The sequence below is a fragment of the Paenarthrobacter sp. CAP02 genome, assembly GCF_040137855.1.
Lineage (GTDB): Bacteria > Actinomycetota > Actinomycetes > Actinomycetales > Micrococcaceae > Arthrobacter.
In genome coordinates, this window is record NZ_JBEEII010000008.1 from 211448 (window position 1) to 227098 (window position 15651).

At 63.9% G+C, this 15651-nt stretch carries 15 protein-coding genes; 4 read left to right on the forward strand and 11 right to left on the reverse strand.

The window, feature by feature from the left end:
- Positions 1-48 precede the first annotated feature (48 nt).
- From acnA to ABHM97_RS15440, 3 genes are all read right to left on the reverse strand, one after another.
- Entirely contained in the window at positions 49-2856 is a 2808-nt protein-coding gene (acnA, locus tag ABHM97_RS15430) for an aconitate hydratase AcnA (RefSeq protein ID WP_349471386.1), read from the reverse strand.
- A gap of 232 nt (positions 2857-3088) precedes the next feature.
- Positions 3089-4456 carry a class I SAM-dependent RNA methyltransferase gene (locus tag ABHM97_RS15435; protein ID WP_349471387.1) on the reverse strand — a complete coding sequence of 456 codons (1368 nt, stop codon included), beginning with the start codon at positions 4454-4456 and terminating at the stop codon, positions 3089-3091.
- A complete protein-coding gene (locus ABHM97_RS15440; RefSeq protein ID WP_284987288.1) occupies positions 4457-6430 on the reverse strand; it encodes an APC family permease in 1974 nt (657 codons plus the stop codon). It lies immediately after the preceding gene.
- 114 nt (positions 6431-6544) lie between these two features.
- Between ABHM97_RS15440 and ABHM97_RS15445 the strand changes: the two genes are divergently transcribed.
- On the forward strand, positions 6545-7216 hold the full coding sequence (locus ABHM97_RS15445; RefSeq protein ID WP_235520547.1) for a potassium channel family protein: 672 nt from the start codon (positions 6545-6547) through the stop codon (positions 7214-7216).
- Positions 7216-7944, forward strand: a complete 729-nt coding sequence (locus tag ABHM97_RS15450) for a potassium channel family protein (protein WP_257368375.1) — start codon at positions 7216-7218, stop codon at positions 7942-7944. Before ABHM97_RS15445 ends, ABHM97_RS15450 begins: the two co-directional genes overlap by 1 nt.
- On the opposite strand, the gene ABHM97_RS15455 is transcribed toward ABHM97_RS15450, so the two are convergent.
- From ABHM97_RS15455 to dut, 4 genes are all read right to left on the reverse strand, one after another.
- Positions 7911-8681: a DUF3159 domain-containing protein gene (locus tag ABHM97_RS15455; protein ID WP_349471388.1), complete on the reverse strand. Its 771-nt coding sequence runs from the start codon at positions 8679-8681 to the stop codon at positions 7911-7913. The genes ABHM97_RS15450 and ABHM97_RS15455 overlap by 34 nt on opposite strands.
- Positions 8678-9055, reverse strand: coding sequence for a hypothetical protein (locus tag ABHM97_RS15460; protein WP_235520497.1), 378 nt, complete (start codon positions 9053-9055; stop codon positions 8678-8680). The genes ABHM97_RS15455 and ABHM97_RS15460 overlap by 4 nt, the downstream gene beginning before the upstream one ends.
- Positions 9048-9782, reverse strand: a complete 735-nt coding sequence (locus ABHM97_RS15465; protein ID WP_235520496.1) for a DUF3710 domain-containing protein — start codon at positions 9780-9782, stop codon at positions 9048-9050. Before ABHM97_RS15465 ends, ABHM97_RS15460 begins: the two co-directional genes overlap by 8 nt.
- 97 nt (positions 9783-9879) lie before the next feature.
- A complete protein-coding gene (gene dut, locus ABHM97_RS15470) occupies positions 9880-10431 on the reverse strand; it encodes a dUTP diphosphatase (protein ID WP_235520495.1) in 552 nt (183 codons plus the stop codon).
- 102 nt (positions 10432-10533) lie between these two features.
- Between dut and ABHM97_RS15475 the strand changes: the two genes are divergently transcribed.
- Positions 10534-11031 carry a DUF3093 domain-containing protein gene (locus ABHM97_RS15475; RefSeq protein ID WP_257368382.1) on the forward strand — a complete coding sequence of 166 codons (498 nt, stop codon included), beginning with the start codon at positions 10534-10536 and terminating at the stop codon, positions 11029-11031.
- 19 nt (positions 11032-11050) lie between these two features.
- Here the strand turns inward: ABHM97_RS15475 and ABHM97_RS15480 are convergent, their stop codons facing one another.
- On the reverse strand, positions 11051-11350 hold the full coding sequence (locus ABHM97_RS15480; protein ID WP_235520493.1) for a DUF4193 domain-containing protein: 300 nt from the start codon (positions 11348-11350) through the stop codon (positions 11051-11053).
- 284 nt (positions 11351-11634) lie between these two features.
- Between ABHM97_RS15480 and sepH the strand changes: the two genes are divergently transcribed.
- Positions 11635-12969, forward strand: a complete 1335-nt coding sequence (gene sepH, locus ABHM97_RS15485) for a septation protein SepH (RefSeq protein ID WP_257368384.1) — start codon at positions 11635-11637, stop codon at positions 12967-12969.
- Between the two features lie 12 nt (positions 12970-12981).
- Here sepH and ABHM97_RS15490 read toward each other — a convergent pair whose 3' ends face one another.
- From ABHM97_RS15490 to ABHM97_RS15500, 3 genes are read right to left on the reverse strand one after another with little or no spacing between them, the layout of a single operon-like run.
- Positions 12982-13686 (reverse strand): thymidine kinase, encoded by a 705-nt coding sequence (locus ABHM97_RS15490; protein ID WP_235520491.1) that lies wholly within the window; start codon positions 13684-13686, stop codon positions 12982-12984.
- Complete coding sequence (locus tag ABHM97_RS15495) at positions 13679-14884, reverse strand: alkaline phosphatase family protein (RefSeq protein WP_349471389.1); 1206 nt, start codon at positions 14882-14884, stop codon at positions 13679-13681. Before ABHM97_RS15495 ends, ABHM97_RS15490 begins: the two co-directional genes overlap by 8 nt.
- On the reverse strand, positions 14881-15606 hold the full coding sequence (locus tag ABHM97_RS15500; RefSeq protein WP_235520489.1) for a DUF5998 family protein: 726 nt from the start codon (positions 15604-15606) through the stop codon (positions 14881-14883). Before ABHM97_RS15500 ends, ABHM97_RS15495 begins: the two co-directional genes overlap by 4 nt.
- Between the last annotated feature and the right edge of the window lie 45 nt (positions 15607-15651).

Genomic DNA, 15651 nt, shown 5'->3' on the forward strand with positions numbered 1-15651 from the left:
GGCCGGGGCTGTCTGGCACTCGGAATCAGCTGGAAACCAGCGTGTTCCTTATGCGGAGATCTGGCGGAGGACGTACTGCAGGATGCCTCCGTTGCGGTAGTAGTCCGCTTCGCCCGGGGTATCGATACGCAGTACGGCATCGAAGGACTTGGCGGAACCATCTTCAGCCGTGGCTGTGACCTTGAGCGTCTTCGGCGTGGTGCCGTTGTTCAGCTCGGTGACGCCCTCGACAGCGAACGTTTCCGTTCCGGTCAGGCCCAGCGTTGCTGCCGACTCGCCAGCGGGGAACTGGAGCGGGAGGACACCCATACCGATCAGGTTGGAACGGTGGATGCGCTCGTAGCTTTCGGCGATGACAGCCTTGACACCCAGGAGCGCGGTACCCTTGGCTGCCCAGTCGCGGGACGAACCGGAGCCATATTCCTTCCCTGCCAGCACTACCAGCGGAATGCCGGCTGCCTGGTAGTTCTGGGCTGCGTCGTAGACGTAGGCCTGCGGTGCGCCTTCCTGGCTGAAGTCGCGGGTGAAGCCACCCTCAACACCGTCCAGGAGCTGGTTCTTGATGCGGATGTTGGCGAACGTACCGCGGATCATGACCTCGTGGTTGCCACGGCGTGAGCCGTAGGAGTTGAAGTCCTTGCGCTCCACGCCGTTGGCCAGGAGGTACTGTCCAGCCGGGGTGTCCGACTTGAAGGAACCTGCCGGGGAGATGTGGTCCGTGGTGACGGAATCGCCAAGCTTCAGGAGCACACGTGCGCCCGAGATGTCCTGGACGGGATCCGGCTGGGCCTTCATGCCTTCGAAGTATGGGGGCTTCCGTACGTACGTGGAATCCTCGGCCCACACGAAGGTGTCGCCGGCGGGCGTGTCGAGCGCCTTCCAGCGCTCGTCGCCGTCGAAGACGCCTTCGTAACCCTTGGCAAACATGCCCTCGTCGATGGAGGAGTCGATGACTTCCTGCACCTCGGTGGGGTTCGGCCAGATGTCCTTGAGGAAGACCTCGTTGCCCTCGGAGTCGGTGCCCAGGGAATCGGTGTCGAAGTCGAAGTCCATGGTACCGGCCAGGGCGTAGGCGATGACCAGCGGCGGAGAGGCCAGGTAGTTCATCTTGACGTCCGGGTTGATACGGCCTTCGAAGTTGCGGTTGCCCGAGAGCACTGCGGTGACGGAGAGGTCGTTGGCCTGGATGGCTTCGGAGATTTCCGGCTCCAGCGGGCCGGAGTTACCGATGCAGGTGGCGCAGCCATAACCAACGATGTAGAAGCCAAGCTTCTCCAGGTACGGCGTGAGGCCAGACTTCTCGTAGTAGTCCGTGACGACCTTCGAGCCCGGGGCTACGGAGGTCTTGACCCACGGCTTGGACGTCAGGCCCTTGTCCACGGCGTTGCGGGCCAGGAGGGCAGCCGCAAGCATGACCGAAGGGTTGGACGTGTTGGTGCAGGACGTGATCGAAGCGATCGACACTGCGCCGTGGTCCAGTTCGAACTCACGGCCGTCAGCCGTGGTGACCTTGACCGGGGAGGACGGACGGCCATGCGCACCGTTGGCGGCCGAGAAAACGCGGCTCGTTTCCGTGGTGTGCGAGTCGGCGTGCGTGAAGGACGGGGCGTCCGAAGCCGGGAAGGATTCGTCCAGTGACTCGTCCACGCTGCCGTCTTCGATGGCGACGTAGTTGTGGATGTCCTTGCGGAACTGTTCCTTGGCATCCGTGAGCTCGATGCGGTCCTGGGGACGCTTGGGGCCCGAGATGGACGGAACAACGGTGGACAGGTCCAGCTCGAGGAACTCCGAGAAACGAAGTTCGCGGGAAGGATTGTGCCAGAGGCCCTGTTCCTTGGCGTATGCCTCCACGAGGGCGACATTCGCTTCGGAGCGGCCGGTCAGGCGCAGGTAGTCCAGCGTGACGTCGTCGATCGGGAACATGGCAGCCGTGGAACCGAATTCCGGGCTCATGTTGCCGATGGTGGCGCGGTTGGCGAGCGGCACAGCCGCGACGCCTTCACCGTAGAACTCAACAAACTTGCCCACGACGCCGTGCTTGCGCAGCATTTCGGTGATGGTCAGGACGACGTCAGTAGCGGTGGCGCCTGCGGGGATGCTGCCGTTGAGCTTGAAGCCTACAACGCGGGGAATCAGCATGGAGACGGGCTGGCCGAGCATCGCTGCCTCGGCTTCGATGCCGCCAACGCCCCAGCCCAGGATGCCCAGGCCGTTGACCATGGTGGTGTGCGAGTCCGTGCCGACGCAGGTGTCGGGGTAGGCGCGGAGGACTCCGTCGACCTCACGGGTCATGACGGTGCGTGCCAAGTACTCGATGTTGACCTGGTGGACGATGCCGGTTCCAGGGGGAACGACCTTGAAGTCGTTGAACGCGGTCTGGCCCCAGCGAAGGAACTGGTAGCGCTCACCATTGCGCTGGTATTCGATCTCCATGTTGCGCTCCAGTGCGCCGGAGTTACCGAAGGCGTCGATCTGGACGGAGTGGTCGATGACCATTTCTGCGGGCGCCAGCGGGTTGACGCGCTTCGGATCCCCACCGAGTTCCTTGACGGCTTCGCGCATGGTGGCGAGGTCGACGATGCAGGGAACACCGGTGAAGTCCTGCATGATGACTCGTGCCGGGGTGAACTGGATTTCCGTGTCGGGCTCCGCATTGGGATCCCAACCGGCCAGGGCGCGGACATGGTCGGCCGTAATGTTGGCCCCATCCTCAGTCCGCAGGAGGTTTTCAAGCAATACCTTAAGGCTGAACGGAAGGCTGTCAGCGCCCTCTACGGAGTTCAACCGGAAAATTTCATAATCGGTGCCGGCTACATTCAGTACGCCTTTGGAACCGAAGCTGTCCACAGTGCTCATGGCAGGACTCCTCTCGCAACAGTTTCATCTTTGTCGCGTGGTTGGCCGCTAGCCAGTTAGGCGGACCTTACTTAGCCGGGCGGCATCATTGTTGGTCACCCCGGTCCGCCGCCGTGTTTCCAGCGGAGCGGGACTACTAAGCCCATCGTAGTGGCATAAATCCCGCCAGGGGCAGGTGCCCGGACAAAGCCGGTGCCGCCCGCACTGATCCAGCAGGCGGGCGGCATCCGGCTTACTGGGCCGGAACGATAAGCCCCACGGTCTCCAGGTGGTGGGTGTTTGGATAGAGGTCGAAGGCCCGCAACGACTCGAGCCGCCACCCACCCTGCTGGAAGTAACCCAGATCACGCGCAAAGGAGGCTGGATCGCAGGACACATAGGCGATCGCACGGGGTCCGGAGGCCATGAGTTGCTTGACCACGGCTTTGCCGGCTCCGGCGCGGGGCGGATCCATCACCAGGGAATCGAAACTGCGTGGACGCTGGTGCAGCACCCGCTCTACCCGCCCCTGGACGATCTCCACCTGCGGTTGGCCATGCAGGTTCTTTCGGGCATCGCGGCTTGTTCCGGGCGATCCTTCCACCGAGAGTACCGATCCGGTGACCCCGACGGCGTCGGCCAGTGGGGCGGTAAACAGCCCTGCACCGGCATAGAGGTCTGCAACGGTGGAGCCGGGTTGCAGGTATCCCCCGCCGGAGAGGAACTCTGTCACAGCACCTACCAGGGTCTCCGGAGCGTCCTTATGGATCTGCCAGAAACCCTCGCCGGATACCCGGTACTCGTGACCTGCCGCGCTTTCCTGCACCCACGTCCGTCCCCGCAACTGCAGGACATCGCCCTTGCCGGGATCGAAACTGGCGACCGAGACGTCCTGGGGCAACTGCGAAATGATGCTGTGCAGCCGTTTGGGACCGGTTCCCTCCTCCGGTGCAAGAAGGATCAGGGGCCGGGATCCGTTGGCAGGCACCGCCACTTCGACGCGGGCGATGCCTGACAAATCCACATCCCACAACCGGAGTTCGTTAATTCCCTGGAGAGCCAGCGGCATGTCCTTGATGGGGACCACCACATCGGAGCGGTGCGCATGCATGCCCAACCGTCCTTTGGAGGTCACCGCAAAGCCGGCGCGTGTACGCCAGCCGAGTCCGCCGTCGTCGTTCCGGCCGACTGCCTCCACCTCGGTGGTGAGGTCCATACCAGCCAGCCGCTTGAGCTGTTCGGACAGGACCTCCGACTTGAGTGCGCGCTGCCGCGCAAGCGAGATATGGCCGAGCTCCGCGCCGCCTACGGGCGGTACGCCCCGCCGCCAGGAACCCAGGGAATCGGCCGGCTTCCAGAAGTGCGGAACGCGGTCCGGCGAAGCATCCAGGACCTCGACGACGTCGGCGCGCCAGAAGCGCGACGAGTCGCCGGAGTCGGTCAGCCGGACCCGGACCTTCTCGCCGGGGATCCCGTGGCGGACAAAGATGACACGACCCTCATGGCGGGCAATGAAGTGGCCCCCATGGGCGATGGGCCCCACATCCACCACGAGTTCACGCCCGGGCCCTGCCTGTTCCTTGCTGTCTTGGTCATGGGGGGAATTGCTGTGGGACGTCATTTAGGTATCCTGCAGTGCCTTTGCTTCTTCGGACGACTTCAGCTGCCACGGAACGCTGGCAACCATGACTCCAGGTTCAAAGTGGAGCCGCGTCTTGATTCTGAGTGCTGTCTGGTTATGGACCAGTTGTTCCCACCATTTACCCACGACGTACTCCGGGATGTAGACCACGATCAGGTCCCGGGGCGAATCGCGGCGCATGTTCTTGATGTAGTCCATGATGGGGGTCACGGTTTCACGGTAGGGGCTCGCGAGAACCGTCAGTGGAACCGGAATTTCAAGCTTCTCCCAGTCCCGGACCGTGTGTTCTGTCTCCTCGGAGTTGATGTCAACGGTGATGGCGTCCAGGCGCGATGGCCGTGACGCCCGGGCGTACGCCAATGCACGCAGCACCGGCTTGCGCACGTGCGAGACCAGGAGGACAGCGTGCACCCTGGTGGGAAGCGCCCGTGGTGAGGAGTCTTCGTCCACCGCGAGTTCCTTGGCCACATTGTCATAGTGGGCCCTGATGCTCCACATGATCAGGAACAGGATGAACATGGCGAGCAGCGCGATCCAGGCGCCCTGTTCGAACTTGGTGATGAGGACGATCACCAGCACCAAACCCGTCATGCCGAAGCCCACCATGTTAATGGTGCGGGACTTGATGATGCGGCGGCGGATGGCCTTGTCGCGGGCAAGTTTGAGCTCGCGCCCCCAGTGCCGGATCATGCCGAGCTGGCTGGCGGTGAAGGAGATGAAGACGCCGACGATGTACAGCTGGATCAGCTTGGTGACATCGGCGTTGAAGGAAAGAATCAGCACCAGCGCCCCGGCAGCCAGGGCCAGGACACCGTTGCTGAACGCGAGCCTGTCGCCGCGGGTCCGGAGCTGGCGGGGAAGGTAGCCGTCCTGGGCCAGGATGGAGCCCAGTACGGGGAACCCGTTGAATGCCGTGTTGGAGGCGAAAACCAGGATCACACCGGTGGCAGCAACCACGATGTAGAACGGAATGGAGCCTGCACCAAAAATGGTGTCCGCGATCTGGCTGATGGCAGGATTCTGGATGTATCCCTCCGGCAGCGGCTTGCCATCAACCAGGAACTCGGTGGCGGGGTCCAACACAATGTGGACCTTGGTGGCGTTGGCCAGGAAAAGGATGCCGGCAAGCATCGCTGCCGCGATGGCACCGAGCAGCAGCAAGGTAGTGGCTGCGTTCTTGCTCTTGGGTTTTTGGAAGTTGGGCACGCCGTTGCTGATGGCCTCGACACCGGTCAAGGCTGCGGCGCCCGAAGAAAACGCCCTCAGCAGGAGGAAGGCTCCGGCCAGGCCCACCAGGCCTTCGTCAAAGCCGGATTGCGGGACGATGGTGAAGTTCGCTGACTGCGCTTCTCCCAACTGCCCTGTAGCAAACTGGAAAATGCCCACGGCTGTCATGCCCAGGATTGAGGCCATGAAGATATAGGTGGGGACGGCGAAAACGGAGCCGGCTTCCTTGATTCCCCGCAGGTTGACCAACGCCAGAATGACCACGCCCACGGTCGCGATGAGCGCCTGCTGGCCGTGCAAAGAGGGGATGGCGGTGGTGACATAGGCGGCGGCGGATGACATGGACACCGCCACGGTCAGGACATAGTCCACCAGCAATGCTGAAGCCACCGTCAGTCCCGCGTACTTGCCAAGGTTGACGTTGGCGATTTCGTAGTCGCCGCCACCTGAAGGGTAGGCGTGGACATTTTGGCGGTAGGACGCCACAACTGTGAGCAAGACCACCATGACGGCGAGGCCCACCAGCGGGGAAAACGCTACTGCGCTGACCCCGGCAAGGGCCAGCGTCAGCAGGATTTCATCCGGGGCGTAAGCCACCGAGGACAAGGCGTCCGAGGCGAAGATCGGCAAAGCAATGCGTTTGGGCAACAAGGTGTGGGACAGTCGGTCGTTCCGGACCGGCCTGCCCACCAACACCCGCTTCGCGGCATTCAAAATTGTCAGCACTCCGCAAAGCTACTCTGAATCCCCAGGGATGTCATGACGGTCGGAGCGGGCTTAGGCCCGTCTCGGCGGTAAAGTCATACCGAGCGGCACGGACAACACACATAAGGAGACATGGTGGCTCACTTCGTGATCATGGGTTGCGGGCGTGTTGGCGCCACCCTGGCACATACTTTGGAGGATGCCGGCCACTCAGTGGCCATCATCGATCAGGATGAGCGGGCCTTCCGCCGGTTGCGCCACACTTTCGGCGGCCGGAAGGTCACCGGCGTTGGCTTCGACCGGGACACCCTCAAGCAGGCGGGCGTGGAAGACGCGTACGCTTTCGCAGCCGTTTCCAGCGGCGACAACTCGAACATCCTGGCTACCCGGGTGGCCAGGGAGACGTTCCATGTGGCCCACGTCGTGGCCCGTATTTACGATCCCGGCCGCGCCGAAATCTACCAGCGGCTGGGCATCCCCACCGTTGCTGCCGTGCGCTGGAGCGCGGACCAGGTGCTGCGCCGGATACTTCCCGAGCAGCACTTGGCCGGCGACTACCGCGAACCGTCCGGCCGGCTCATCCTTGCCGAAGTGGACCTGCACGAGGCCTGGATCGGACACAGCTTGTCCTCCATCGAGGCAGCTTCGGGGATCCGCATCGCCTTCCTGACGCGCTTTGGCGAAGGCCTCCTCCCCCACCCAGGTACGGCTTACCAGGAAGGCGACACCGTCCACGCCATGGTGAGCCTGGACCGAACATCCGAGATCACCCGGATCCTCGCCAAAGCACCCGCCAAGGAGTCTTAGTGAAAGTTGTCATCGTTGGCGCAGGCAGCGTCGGCTCATCCATTGCCCGTGAGCTGCTGTCCCACAAGCACCAGATCCTGCTCATTGACCTCAAGCCCGAGGTCATCGGCCGCAGCGGGCTCCGGGGTGCGCGTTGGCTGGTGGGTGATGCTTGCGAACTCAGCACGTTGCAGGACGCCAAACTGGAGGATGCCGACGTCGTGGTTTCCGCCACGGGTGACGACAAAGTGAACCTGGTGGTCTCCTTGCTCGCCAAGACCGAATTCGGCGTCGGGCGCACAGTGGGACGGGTCAATAACCCGAAGAACGACTGGATGTTCAACGATTCCTGGGGCGTCGACGTGGCAGTGAACACCCCGCAACTGATGACCGCACTGGTGGAAGAAGCGGTGGAGATCGGCGACATCGTGCGCCTGCTGACCCTCCAGACCGGCGTTGCGTCGATCGTCGAGTTCACCGTTCCGCATGACTCCCACGTCATTGGAAGCACCGTGGGCGACATCGACTGGCCGGACGACTCCACTTTGGTGGCCATCCTGCGCGATCAGGCCCCGATCACACCCACCCGCGACGACGTCCTTGACGGCGGCGACGAACTGTTCTTCGTCACCACCATCGCTGCGGAGGATGGCCTGCGCGCCCTCCTGTCACCGGGCTCGGAGCTCGGCGGCCAGGACGGCAACGGTGTGCTGGATCAGTCCGCCGACGACGACGGCTTCGACGGCTGAGTTGCCGGCTTGGTGACCAGCCAGGCTACCCAAAGGCCGAGGATATACAGCGGCGCACCCATCAGGAGCCTGGTGGTGGCCAATGCCGTCAGGCCTGCTTCGCCCATGAAGTAGAGGGGCACCTGGACCACGAGACGCAGTGCCAGCACTGCTACCACGATCCCTGTTCCCAGTTTGTAGGCACGAAGCCGTTCCGGGTCCTTGCGCCAGTCCAGGCCCTCGTTGCGCACGAAGCCGAAGAGCAGGCCAGCCACGGGCCACTTGATGGCGATCGACACCACCATGGCCGCAATGTAGGCGATGTTGGTGAAGAAACCAAGAACGTAGAAGTCTTCAGCTTTGCCGGTGGTGTTGGCCAGCCAGGCCGAAATACCGACGCCGACGATGCCGGCAACGGCCTGAGTCAGGGGGCGCCGTTGAACCAGCCGAACCACGGTGAAAATCGCTGCCGACGCCAGGGCGGCGATGAGGGAAGGACCCAGGTCCCGCGTGATAGTGAACACCACCAGGAAGACCAGTCCGGGCAGAATGCTCTCGGCGATCCCTTGGATTCCTCCGGCGGACTTGAGCATGTCCACGTGGCCCGCACTGTTCCGCTGGAGGCCCGCTTTCCCCGCGTAGCCTGCAGCGAGGTCGGACATGCTGGGCCGGTTGTCGGGGGTCACGGCCGGCGTTTCATCGCCGCGCGGCGTCGCCCCTGCGTTGTCCTTCGGCTCTGAACCGTTGGCCACGGTCATAGGTGCTCCTGACGGGAGAGAATTTCGTAGCGTGGATTGAACATGGCCGGCAGGCCGTCGAGCTGGGTCACCATACCGTTCAGGCGAAGCCGTACACCGGCCTCGATGCCGGGAACACGTGTCCTGCCCAACCAAATGACCCGGAGTCGGTCAAACGGCCTCCGGGCGCCCTTGGACGGGAGCAAGGACTCGCTTCCATGCTCCAGTGCGTCCACGACCACTGCGGAGAAGAAGGGCTGTTCGCTGGGTGGCTGGTGCGTAACCGACTCGATGTAACCCGTACAGCTTGCCCTGCCGCGGGTGGGCAGGTCCCGCACGCCCTCCCCCAGCGGCGAGCGATCTGCAAACCCGTTTCGGGCGGGCTTGTCAGCCAATCTGGGTAATCTCCGGACCACGTTCGGGCTGCTGCAGGCCGGGTGCACCGTGCGGAACCCCGGGCTGCCCGGCCGCGGTCGCGTCCTTTGGCAGGCGAAGCTGCAGCAACTCACGCGGGGGCATCGGGTTGTCGCCCCGGACTACGACAACACGCCGGAAAAGCTCTTCAAGGCCAGCCGCTGCGTCGCGGTCCAGGGCCGCTTCTCCTCCGAGCACTCCCCGGAGGAACCAGCGGGGACCGTCCACTCCCATGAAACGCGCCGCCCGGAACCCTTGGCTGCCGTCAGAGGCTTGCGCCGGAAGCTTCGCTACCAGTTCCGTGCCGAACGCCCCGGAGATCTCCTCGGTTTCGCCGCCCTGGCTGACGACGGATTGGGTGATCTGCTCACGGATTTCATCCCACAGGCCCTCTGACCGCGGGGCGGCAAAAGCCTGGAGCTGCAGGCTGGACCCGGCAAGGTCCATGGTGACGGCGACGACGCGCTGGGTGGCTTCTTCCACCTCGAGCCGCAGCTGCAGCCCTTCGGCGGGCGCGATCAGCAACGCGCCGAGGTCTACGTATCCGTCACGGTCCTCGATTTCATCGATATCCAGTGGACCTTTGCCGAGCCGGAAGTCACCGGGCGTGCCAGCTTCCGGGCTTTCTTCTGCCGTGCCGGTTTCATCGACGGCGGCAGCGGTTTCCGCTTGCTCGTCCTTGGACTTCTTGCCGCGCCCAAAAAGCATGGGGTTTTCTCCTTAGTAGTGGTCTATCCCCAAGTAAACCGCAACCACGTAAAACAACTGCAATGCGGCGGGATTCAGATGCCAGCGCTTGCCAGGTTCAGTGGTTTGCAGGGGTGGTCGGTGCGTTGAAGCCGCCGGTGGAACCGAAACCGCCGGTTCCCCGAACGGAATCAGAGAGCTGGTCGACAGCCACGAACCGCGCATATTCGACGCGCTGAATCACCATTTGTGCAATTCTATCGCCGCGTTTGAGGTCGATGGCGTGGTTCTGGTCGGTATTGAGCAGGGTCACGGCGATTTCGCCGCGGTAGCCCGCGTCCACCGTTCCTGGGGCGTTAACGACTGTCAGTCCGTGCTTGGTGGCGAGGCCCGAGCGCGGGTGGATAAGGGCCACGAATCCGTCCGGCAGCGCAATGGACACGCCCGTCGGCACAAGCTTCCGCTCACCGGGGGCCAAGTGCACGTCCTCGCGGGACCGCAGGTCGGCTCCCGCGTCTCCGGGGTGGGCGTACGAGGGTGCTTCCAACCCGGCGTCGAGCATTTTAAGCTGCACCTCCAAAGTGGGGGCGCCGTAGGAAGGGGCGGTGTTGCCGCTGTCCGCGTTGACGGAGGCGGCCTCTGAACTGAATACTGCGGTCTCGTTGCTCACAGTCGTCCATTCTACGGGGACCGGGCCCGGCGGGAAGGTCCCCGTCCATGGCACCGTTGCCTGTGAACCCGCTGGGAGTCGATCGCCCGATAAGCTGGTCCCATGCCTACGCCTGACCAGTCTTCACCCGTGCCTGCCCGGAACACCCCCTCATCTTCCGGGGTCCTGTACAGCGAAAAGCTGTGGCCGTCACCGTGGATCTGGATTGTCGTTGTCGGCCTTTCCAGCGCAGGCCTTCTCATGTTCGGCCCCATCAGCGTGGCGACCGGAATCATCGCAGCTATCGCACTCCTGGCCATCATGACCGTGATGCTGGTGCTCTCGACCCCCACCATCACCGTTACCGCGGACACCGTGCGCGTAGGCCGGGCAAGCATCGACCGCAGGTTCGTCGGCACCGTGGAGGCCTTCAGGAAGGGCGAAGCGACGGCGGAACGCGGCCCGCGCCTCAACGGCCTGGCGTACATGTGCTTCCGCGGCTGGATCGACCCCGTGGTCAAGATCGAGATCACGGATCCCGCAGACCGCACCCCCTACTGGCTCGCATCGTCCCGCAGGCCGGAGGAACTGGTTTCTGCCCTCACGGCGCGCCAGTCCTGAGAAACGGGCGGCCGGCCCCTCAGCTTTCGCACTCCGTGCAGTAGAGGTGACCGCCCCGTTCTGCGGCAATTTGTGACCTGTGCTTGACCAGGAAGCAGTTGAAGCACGTAAATTCGTCAGCCTGGGGAGGCATGACCTGAATCAGGAGCTCCTCCCCCGACAGATCGGCTCCCGGGAGCTCGAAGCCATCGGCGAGCTCGGCCTCGTCGACGTCGACCGCTGAGGATTGCTTCCCTGACTGGCGCGTCTTGAGCTCCTCAAGGGAGTCCTCGCTGGCGTCTTCCTCGGTCTTGCGAGGGGCATCATAATCCGTTGCCATGGTCCTGCTTCATCCTCCGTACCTGCTCCGGTTGGGTTCCCGGTCGGGCGGATCAGTCCCCGCCGCCGGTAACGGTGCAACGCCGGACGCCTTGGTTTTGTGCCCGATATCGGGCAGATTTTCCTCCCCCCACCACTGAATGTCCAGAGGTCCGGCCTTGGGTCAACCTCTTCGCCGGGGCTGATTCAGGGGAATATCACGGCACGCCCTTTGTCCTAGTAGGAAAAGAGCGTGACGGGTGGCAGAGTTTCGAATGTCAGTTATGCCATGTGGTGGAGGGTGTTATGCAGGATCTACGACTGGTAGGAGTCCACGACGACGGCGGGCATCTCCTGCTCAGCGGCCCCGGTGGGGCGATGTTCCAGCTTCCGATCGACGAGGCCCTCCGGGCCGCGGCGAGCCGGACCCCTGCCCAGGTGGCGGCGCGGGCCTCGAATACTCCCATTGCCATGTCCCCCCGGGATATCCAGGCCAGGATCCGGAGCGGGGCCACCGCAGCGGAGGTCGCCGAACTCTCCGGGCTCCCCCTGGCGAACGTACAGCGTTACGAAGGCCCCGTCCTTGCCGAGCGTGAGTATGTGGTCCGCCAGGCACGCGGAATCGAAGTCGCTTCGCCCGCCCCCGGTCACGACATGTACCGTTCGGTTTTTGGCGACCAACCGGCCACGCTTGGAGACATGGTGGATCACCGGCTGTCCGCCCACGGCATTGACTCGGCCACGGTCGAATGGGACTCCTGGCGCCGTCCGGACGGTTCCTGGACCGTCGTCGCGCGTTTCGAAACGGTCCCTGGAACCCACGGAAACATCGGCGAAGAGCCGCCCGCCATGTGGACCTTCAGCCCCCAACGCAAGTCACTCCAGAACGCCAACCGTTGGGCCCAGCAGCTCAGCGAGCTCGAGCCCCTGGACGGACCGGTTCCTGCCCGGCGCCTGGCCGCGGTTTCGGACCGGCCCTTCGATTTTGAGAACGACGCCGATTCCGCAGCGCGTGCCTCCGCCAAGGAATCAGACAGCCTGCTGGAGATGCTCCGCTCACGCCGTGGGCAGCGATTGGGCGTGGACGAAGACGGCGATGACGCCCTGGCAGTCCTCCTGAGCAATGTTCCGGCGGCCCACCCGCGGCCAGGCGAAGAAGTTGAGGAAGTCCTCGCAGAAGCCGCCGAAGATGCCCCTGAACCGGTCCCTGCAACCCCGGAAGAACCTGCCCGCAAGGACGGCCGCCCTTCCATGCTTTCCCGTCTGAGCCTGGCGCCACGGCATGCTGGTTCCGAGGATGACGACGATGTCTTGAAGCTCCACCAGGGCGTCAGCACTGATACCCGTGAGATCACGGTCGTGGCCAGTCCCCTGCGCCCTGTCACGTCCTTGACGGCACGCAAGCCCGCTGGGCTGGATGAACTGTTGGGCGGCAGCACCCAGGCCCCTTCAAGGAGCGATGAGGGGTCCACCGGCGATGAGGCGGAAGGCAGCCTTGTGCAGCCGGCACCGGCTGACGACGCCAAGGACCGTGAGGGCGGCAAGGACGTTGAGGCTCCTGCTGAACGCCAGCCGTCACGACCCAAGAGGTCCAGCATCCCGAGTTGGGACGAGATCGTCTTTGGAGCCCGGGGAGACTGACTGCTCAGGCGCCTACGGCCGCGGAAGCTCCCCGGCCCCGGGCCACAGGCAGGCGTCGACGTCGAACGGAAGCGGCTGGTCCCCTCCCGCCATCAGGTTGGCACCGTGCGCTGTGACGCGCCGCATGTAGTGGCGGCGGCACAAGGTTTCATAGCCCACGACGCCCGCAAAAGGTGCATCGTCAGCGGCAGCAACGTCACCCACCATCACCTGCTCACCTTCGACCACCATGATGCCGTTCACGGTGCGTGCGTTTTGGGTTGCCCGGCGGCCGCACCAGCACAACGCTTCGACCTGCAGGACCTGCACTTTGTCGGCAAGCTCTATGAGCCGCTGTGAACCGGGAAACAAGCGCGTGCGGAAGTCGGATGTGATTCCGAAAGCGAAAACGTCCACATCCATCTCGTCAACAACGCGCGCCAGTTGCTCAACCTGGGAGGGTGAGTAGAACTGCGCCTCGTCACAGATGAGGTAGTCGACGCGGAGTCCGCTGGTACGCCGGACCACCACTTCGTCCCAAAAATCCGTAGCGCTTTCCACCTCCACGGCATCGGTACGCAGTCCCAGGCGGCTGGAAATTGTGGAGTCGCCGGCACGGTCATTGCAGCTGAAGCGAATGCCGCCGCGGCCGCGTGCGCGGTGGTTGTGGTCCATTTGCAGAGCGAGCGTGGACTTTCCACAGTCCATGGTGCCCGAGAAGAAGACCAGCTCAGCCACGCTTGCCCTTCCTGCCGGCAGCGGTAAAGCACAGCAGTGGCACTTCCCGCTCCGTTTTGGTCAGCGATCCATGCTGCCCTACGACTTCAAGGGACGCGGGGCGGACTCTGCGGGTGTCGTACAGTGCCAGGGTGTCGCGGGCCGCGATCATCACATCACCGATGCGGGGAGCGACGTCCGGACGCACTGCACCGAACAAACCGGCATCCACTGCCTGTTCCCTGGTGAAAGCCCAGATACGCTCGCCAAACCGCTTCCGCCAGGCGGCAAGGAGCGCGTCCCGGTGGGCCTCGGTGGCGTCGGGTTCGAGGTAGAGATGCACCATGCGGGGTTCACCGGCTGTGTGCCGGACACCAGCTACCAGCGACTCATCGGCAGAGTAGTCGATCCGTTGGGATTCGGGAACGTCCAGCATGCCGTGGTCACCGGTGAGCAGGATGGTGGTTCCTGCAGGAAGAGTTGCGGAGAGCCTTTTCACGGTGGAGTCGAGTTCTTCGAGCTGATGCTCCCAGCGGTCCGACTGGCAACCATAGCGGTGTCCGGCCTTGTCGAGCTCGTTGAGGTAGAAGTACATCAACGACTTTCCACCTCCGGCCATGGCTTCCGCCGCGGCGGCAGTCCGGGCATGCAGGGTGGTGCCGCCCACGAAGCGGCTGCCACGGAGTGCCGCCTGGGTCATGGGAGAATTGCCAAACTGTGGCAGGCTGACGGTCACGACGTCCAGCTCGGACGCCACGCGCTCAAAAACGGTGGGATTGGGCTGCCACTGCCCCGGATCCACCTGGGCATCCCAATTGCCCAGGAGATTGACCACTTTGTCCTGTGCGGGGTCAAGGACGTCGTAGCCCACCATCCCGTGCTGACCCGCGGGCAACCCTGTACCAAGGCTCGCCAGGGAGGCCGCCGTGGTACTGGGGAACGCGGAGTCGATCCATTGCGGGACATTGCGCTGGCCCCCGGCAATGACGGACCGGAGAAAGGGAGTGTGGGAGGCCTTCTGCTTCAACAGGCTCCGGCCCAATCCGTCTGCGAGGACGACGCAGACCCGCTGTGAGGCGGGCAATTGAAGCTGGTTGGTGAAGCCCGGCAAGCCAAGCGCAGCGGCGGAACTGGTGAGAACCTCGGCTATCGACTTGGTCCCGAACAAGGGGGATGCGGGAATGTCGATGGATCGGCCTGTCTGTGCCGTTTCGCTCAACGCTGGTGTCCGCGGCTCAAGCGGTTGCTGAAGACCCCTGAACGGGGCCTCGGAGCGGGGATGGTGGCGTGCTGGACGGGAGCAGGGTTGCCGGTGTTCACTGCGCGCAGGGCACGGGCAAACAGCTTGGCGTCCTGGACTGCCTGCAGGCCGTCGGCTTCGGCGCTGATGCGCAGGACGATGTCCTCCTGGGCGATGGTTCCGCTGTAGCCGTGATCAGCCTCGCACTGTGGATCCCCGCAGCTGGCGGGTCCCATGTCGAGCCTTTGTCCGCCTGACCAGGCAATCGAGACGGTCAGTTCGCGGACGGGGTCCGAGGACTTGTAGTTCTGCGGCTGGGAGTACATGTAACTTAGGACCACAGAGCGGATCTGTGCTACGGGCACGGACTCGGTGGAGATCTGGGCTACGATCTGCTCCCCCGCTTCGTCCAGTTGCTGATCGTCAACGTGCGTGATAACCAGCATGTCCTCGGTCAGCACCAGGACGGTGATGTGGCGGCGGACCTCTGCCCGGTCGAAGTGCGTTTCCAGGTGGACCAGATGGGACAGGCACTCACGGCCGTCCAGGGCATCATCAACGACGTCGGCCACCAACCGCGGATAGAACCCCGCCTGCTGCAACGCCTGGTCCAGGCTTTGTCCCTGCGTGGCGTGGTTGTGCGCGGCAGGGTTCCCGGTGGTGGACGGGCGGGATTGAGGCGTCGGAGACTGGGTGCTCATACCCCCATTTTCACAGATCGCCGGGTGACTTCCTAACCGCGATGG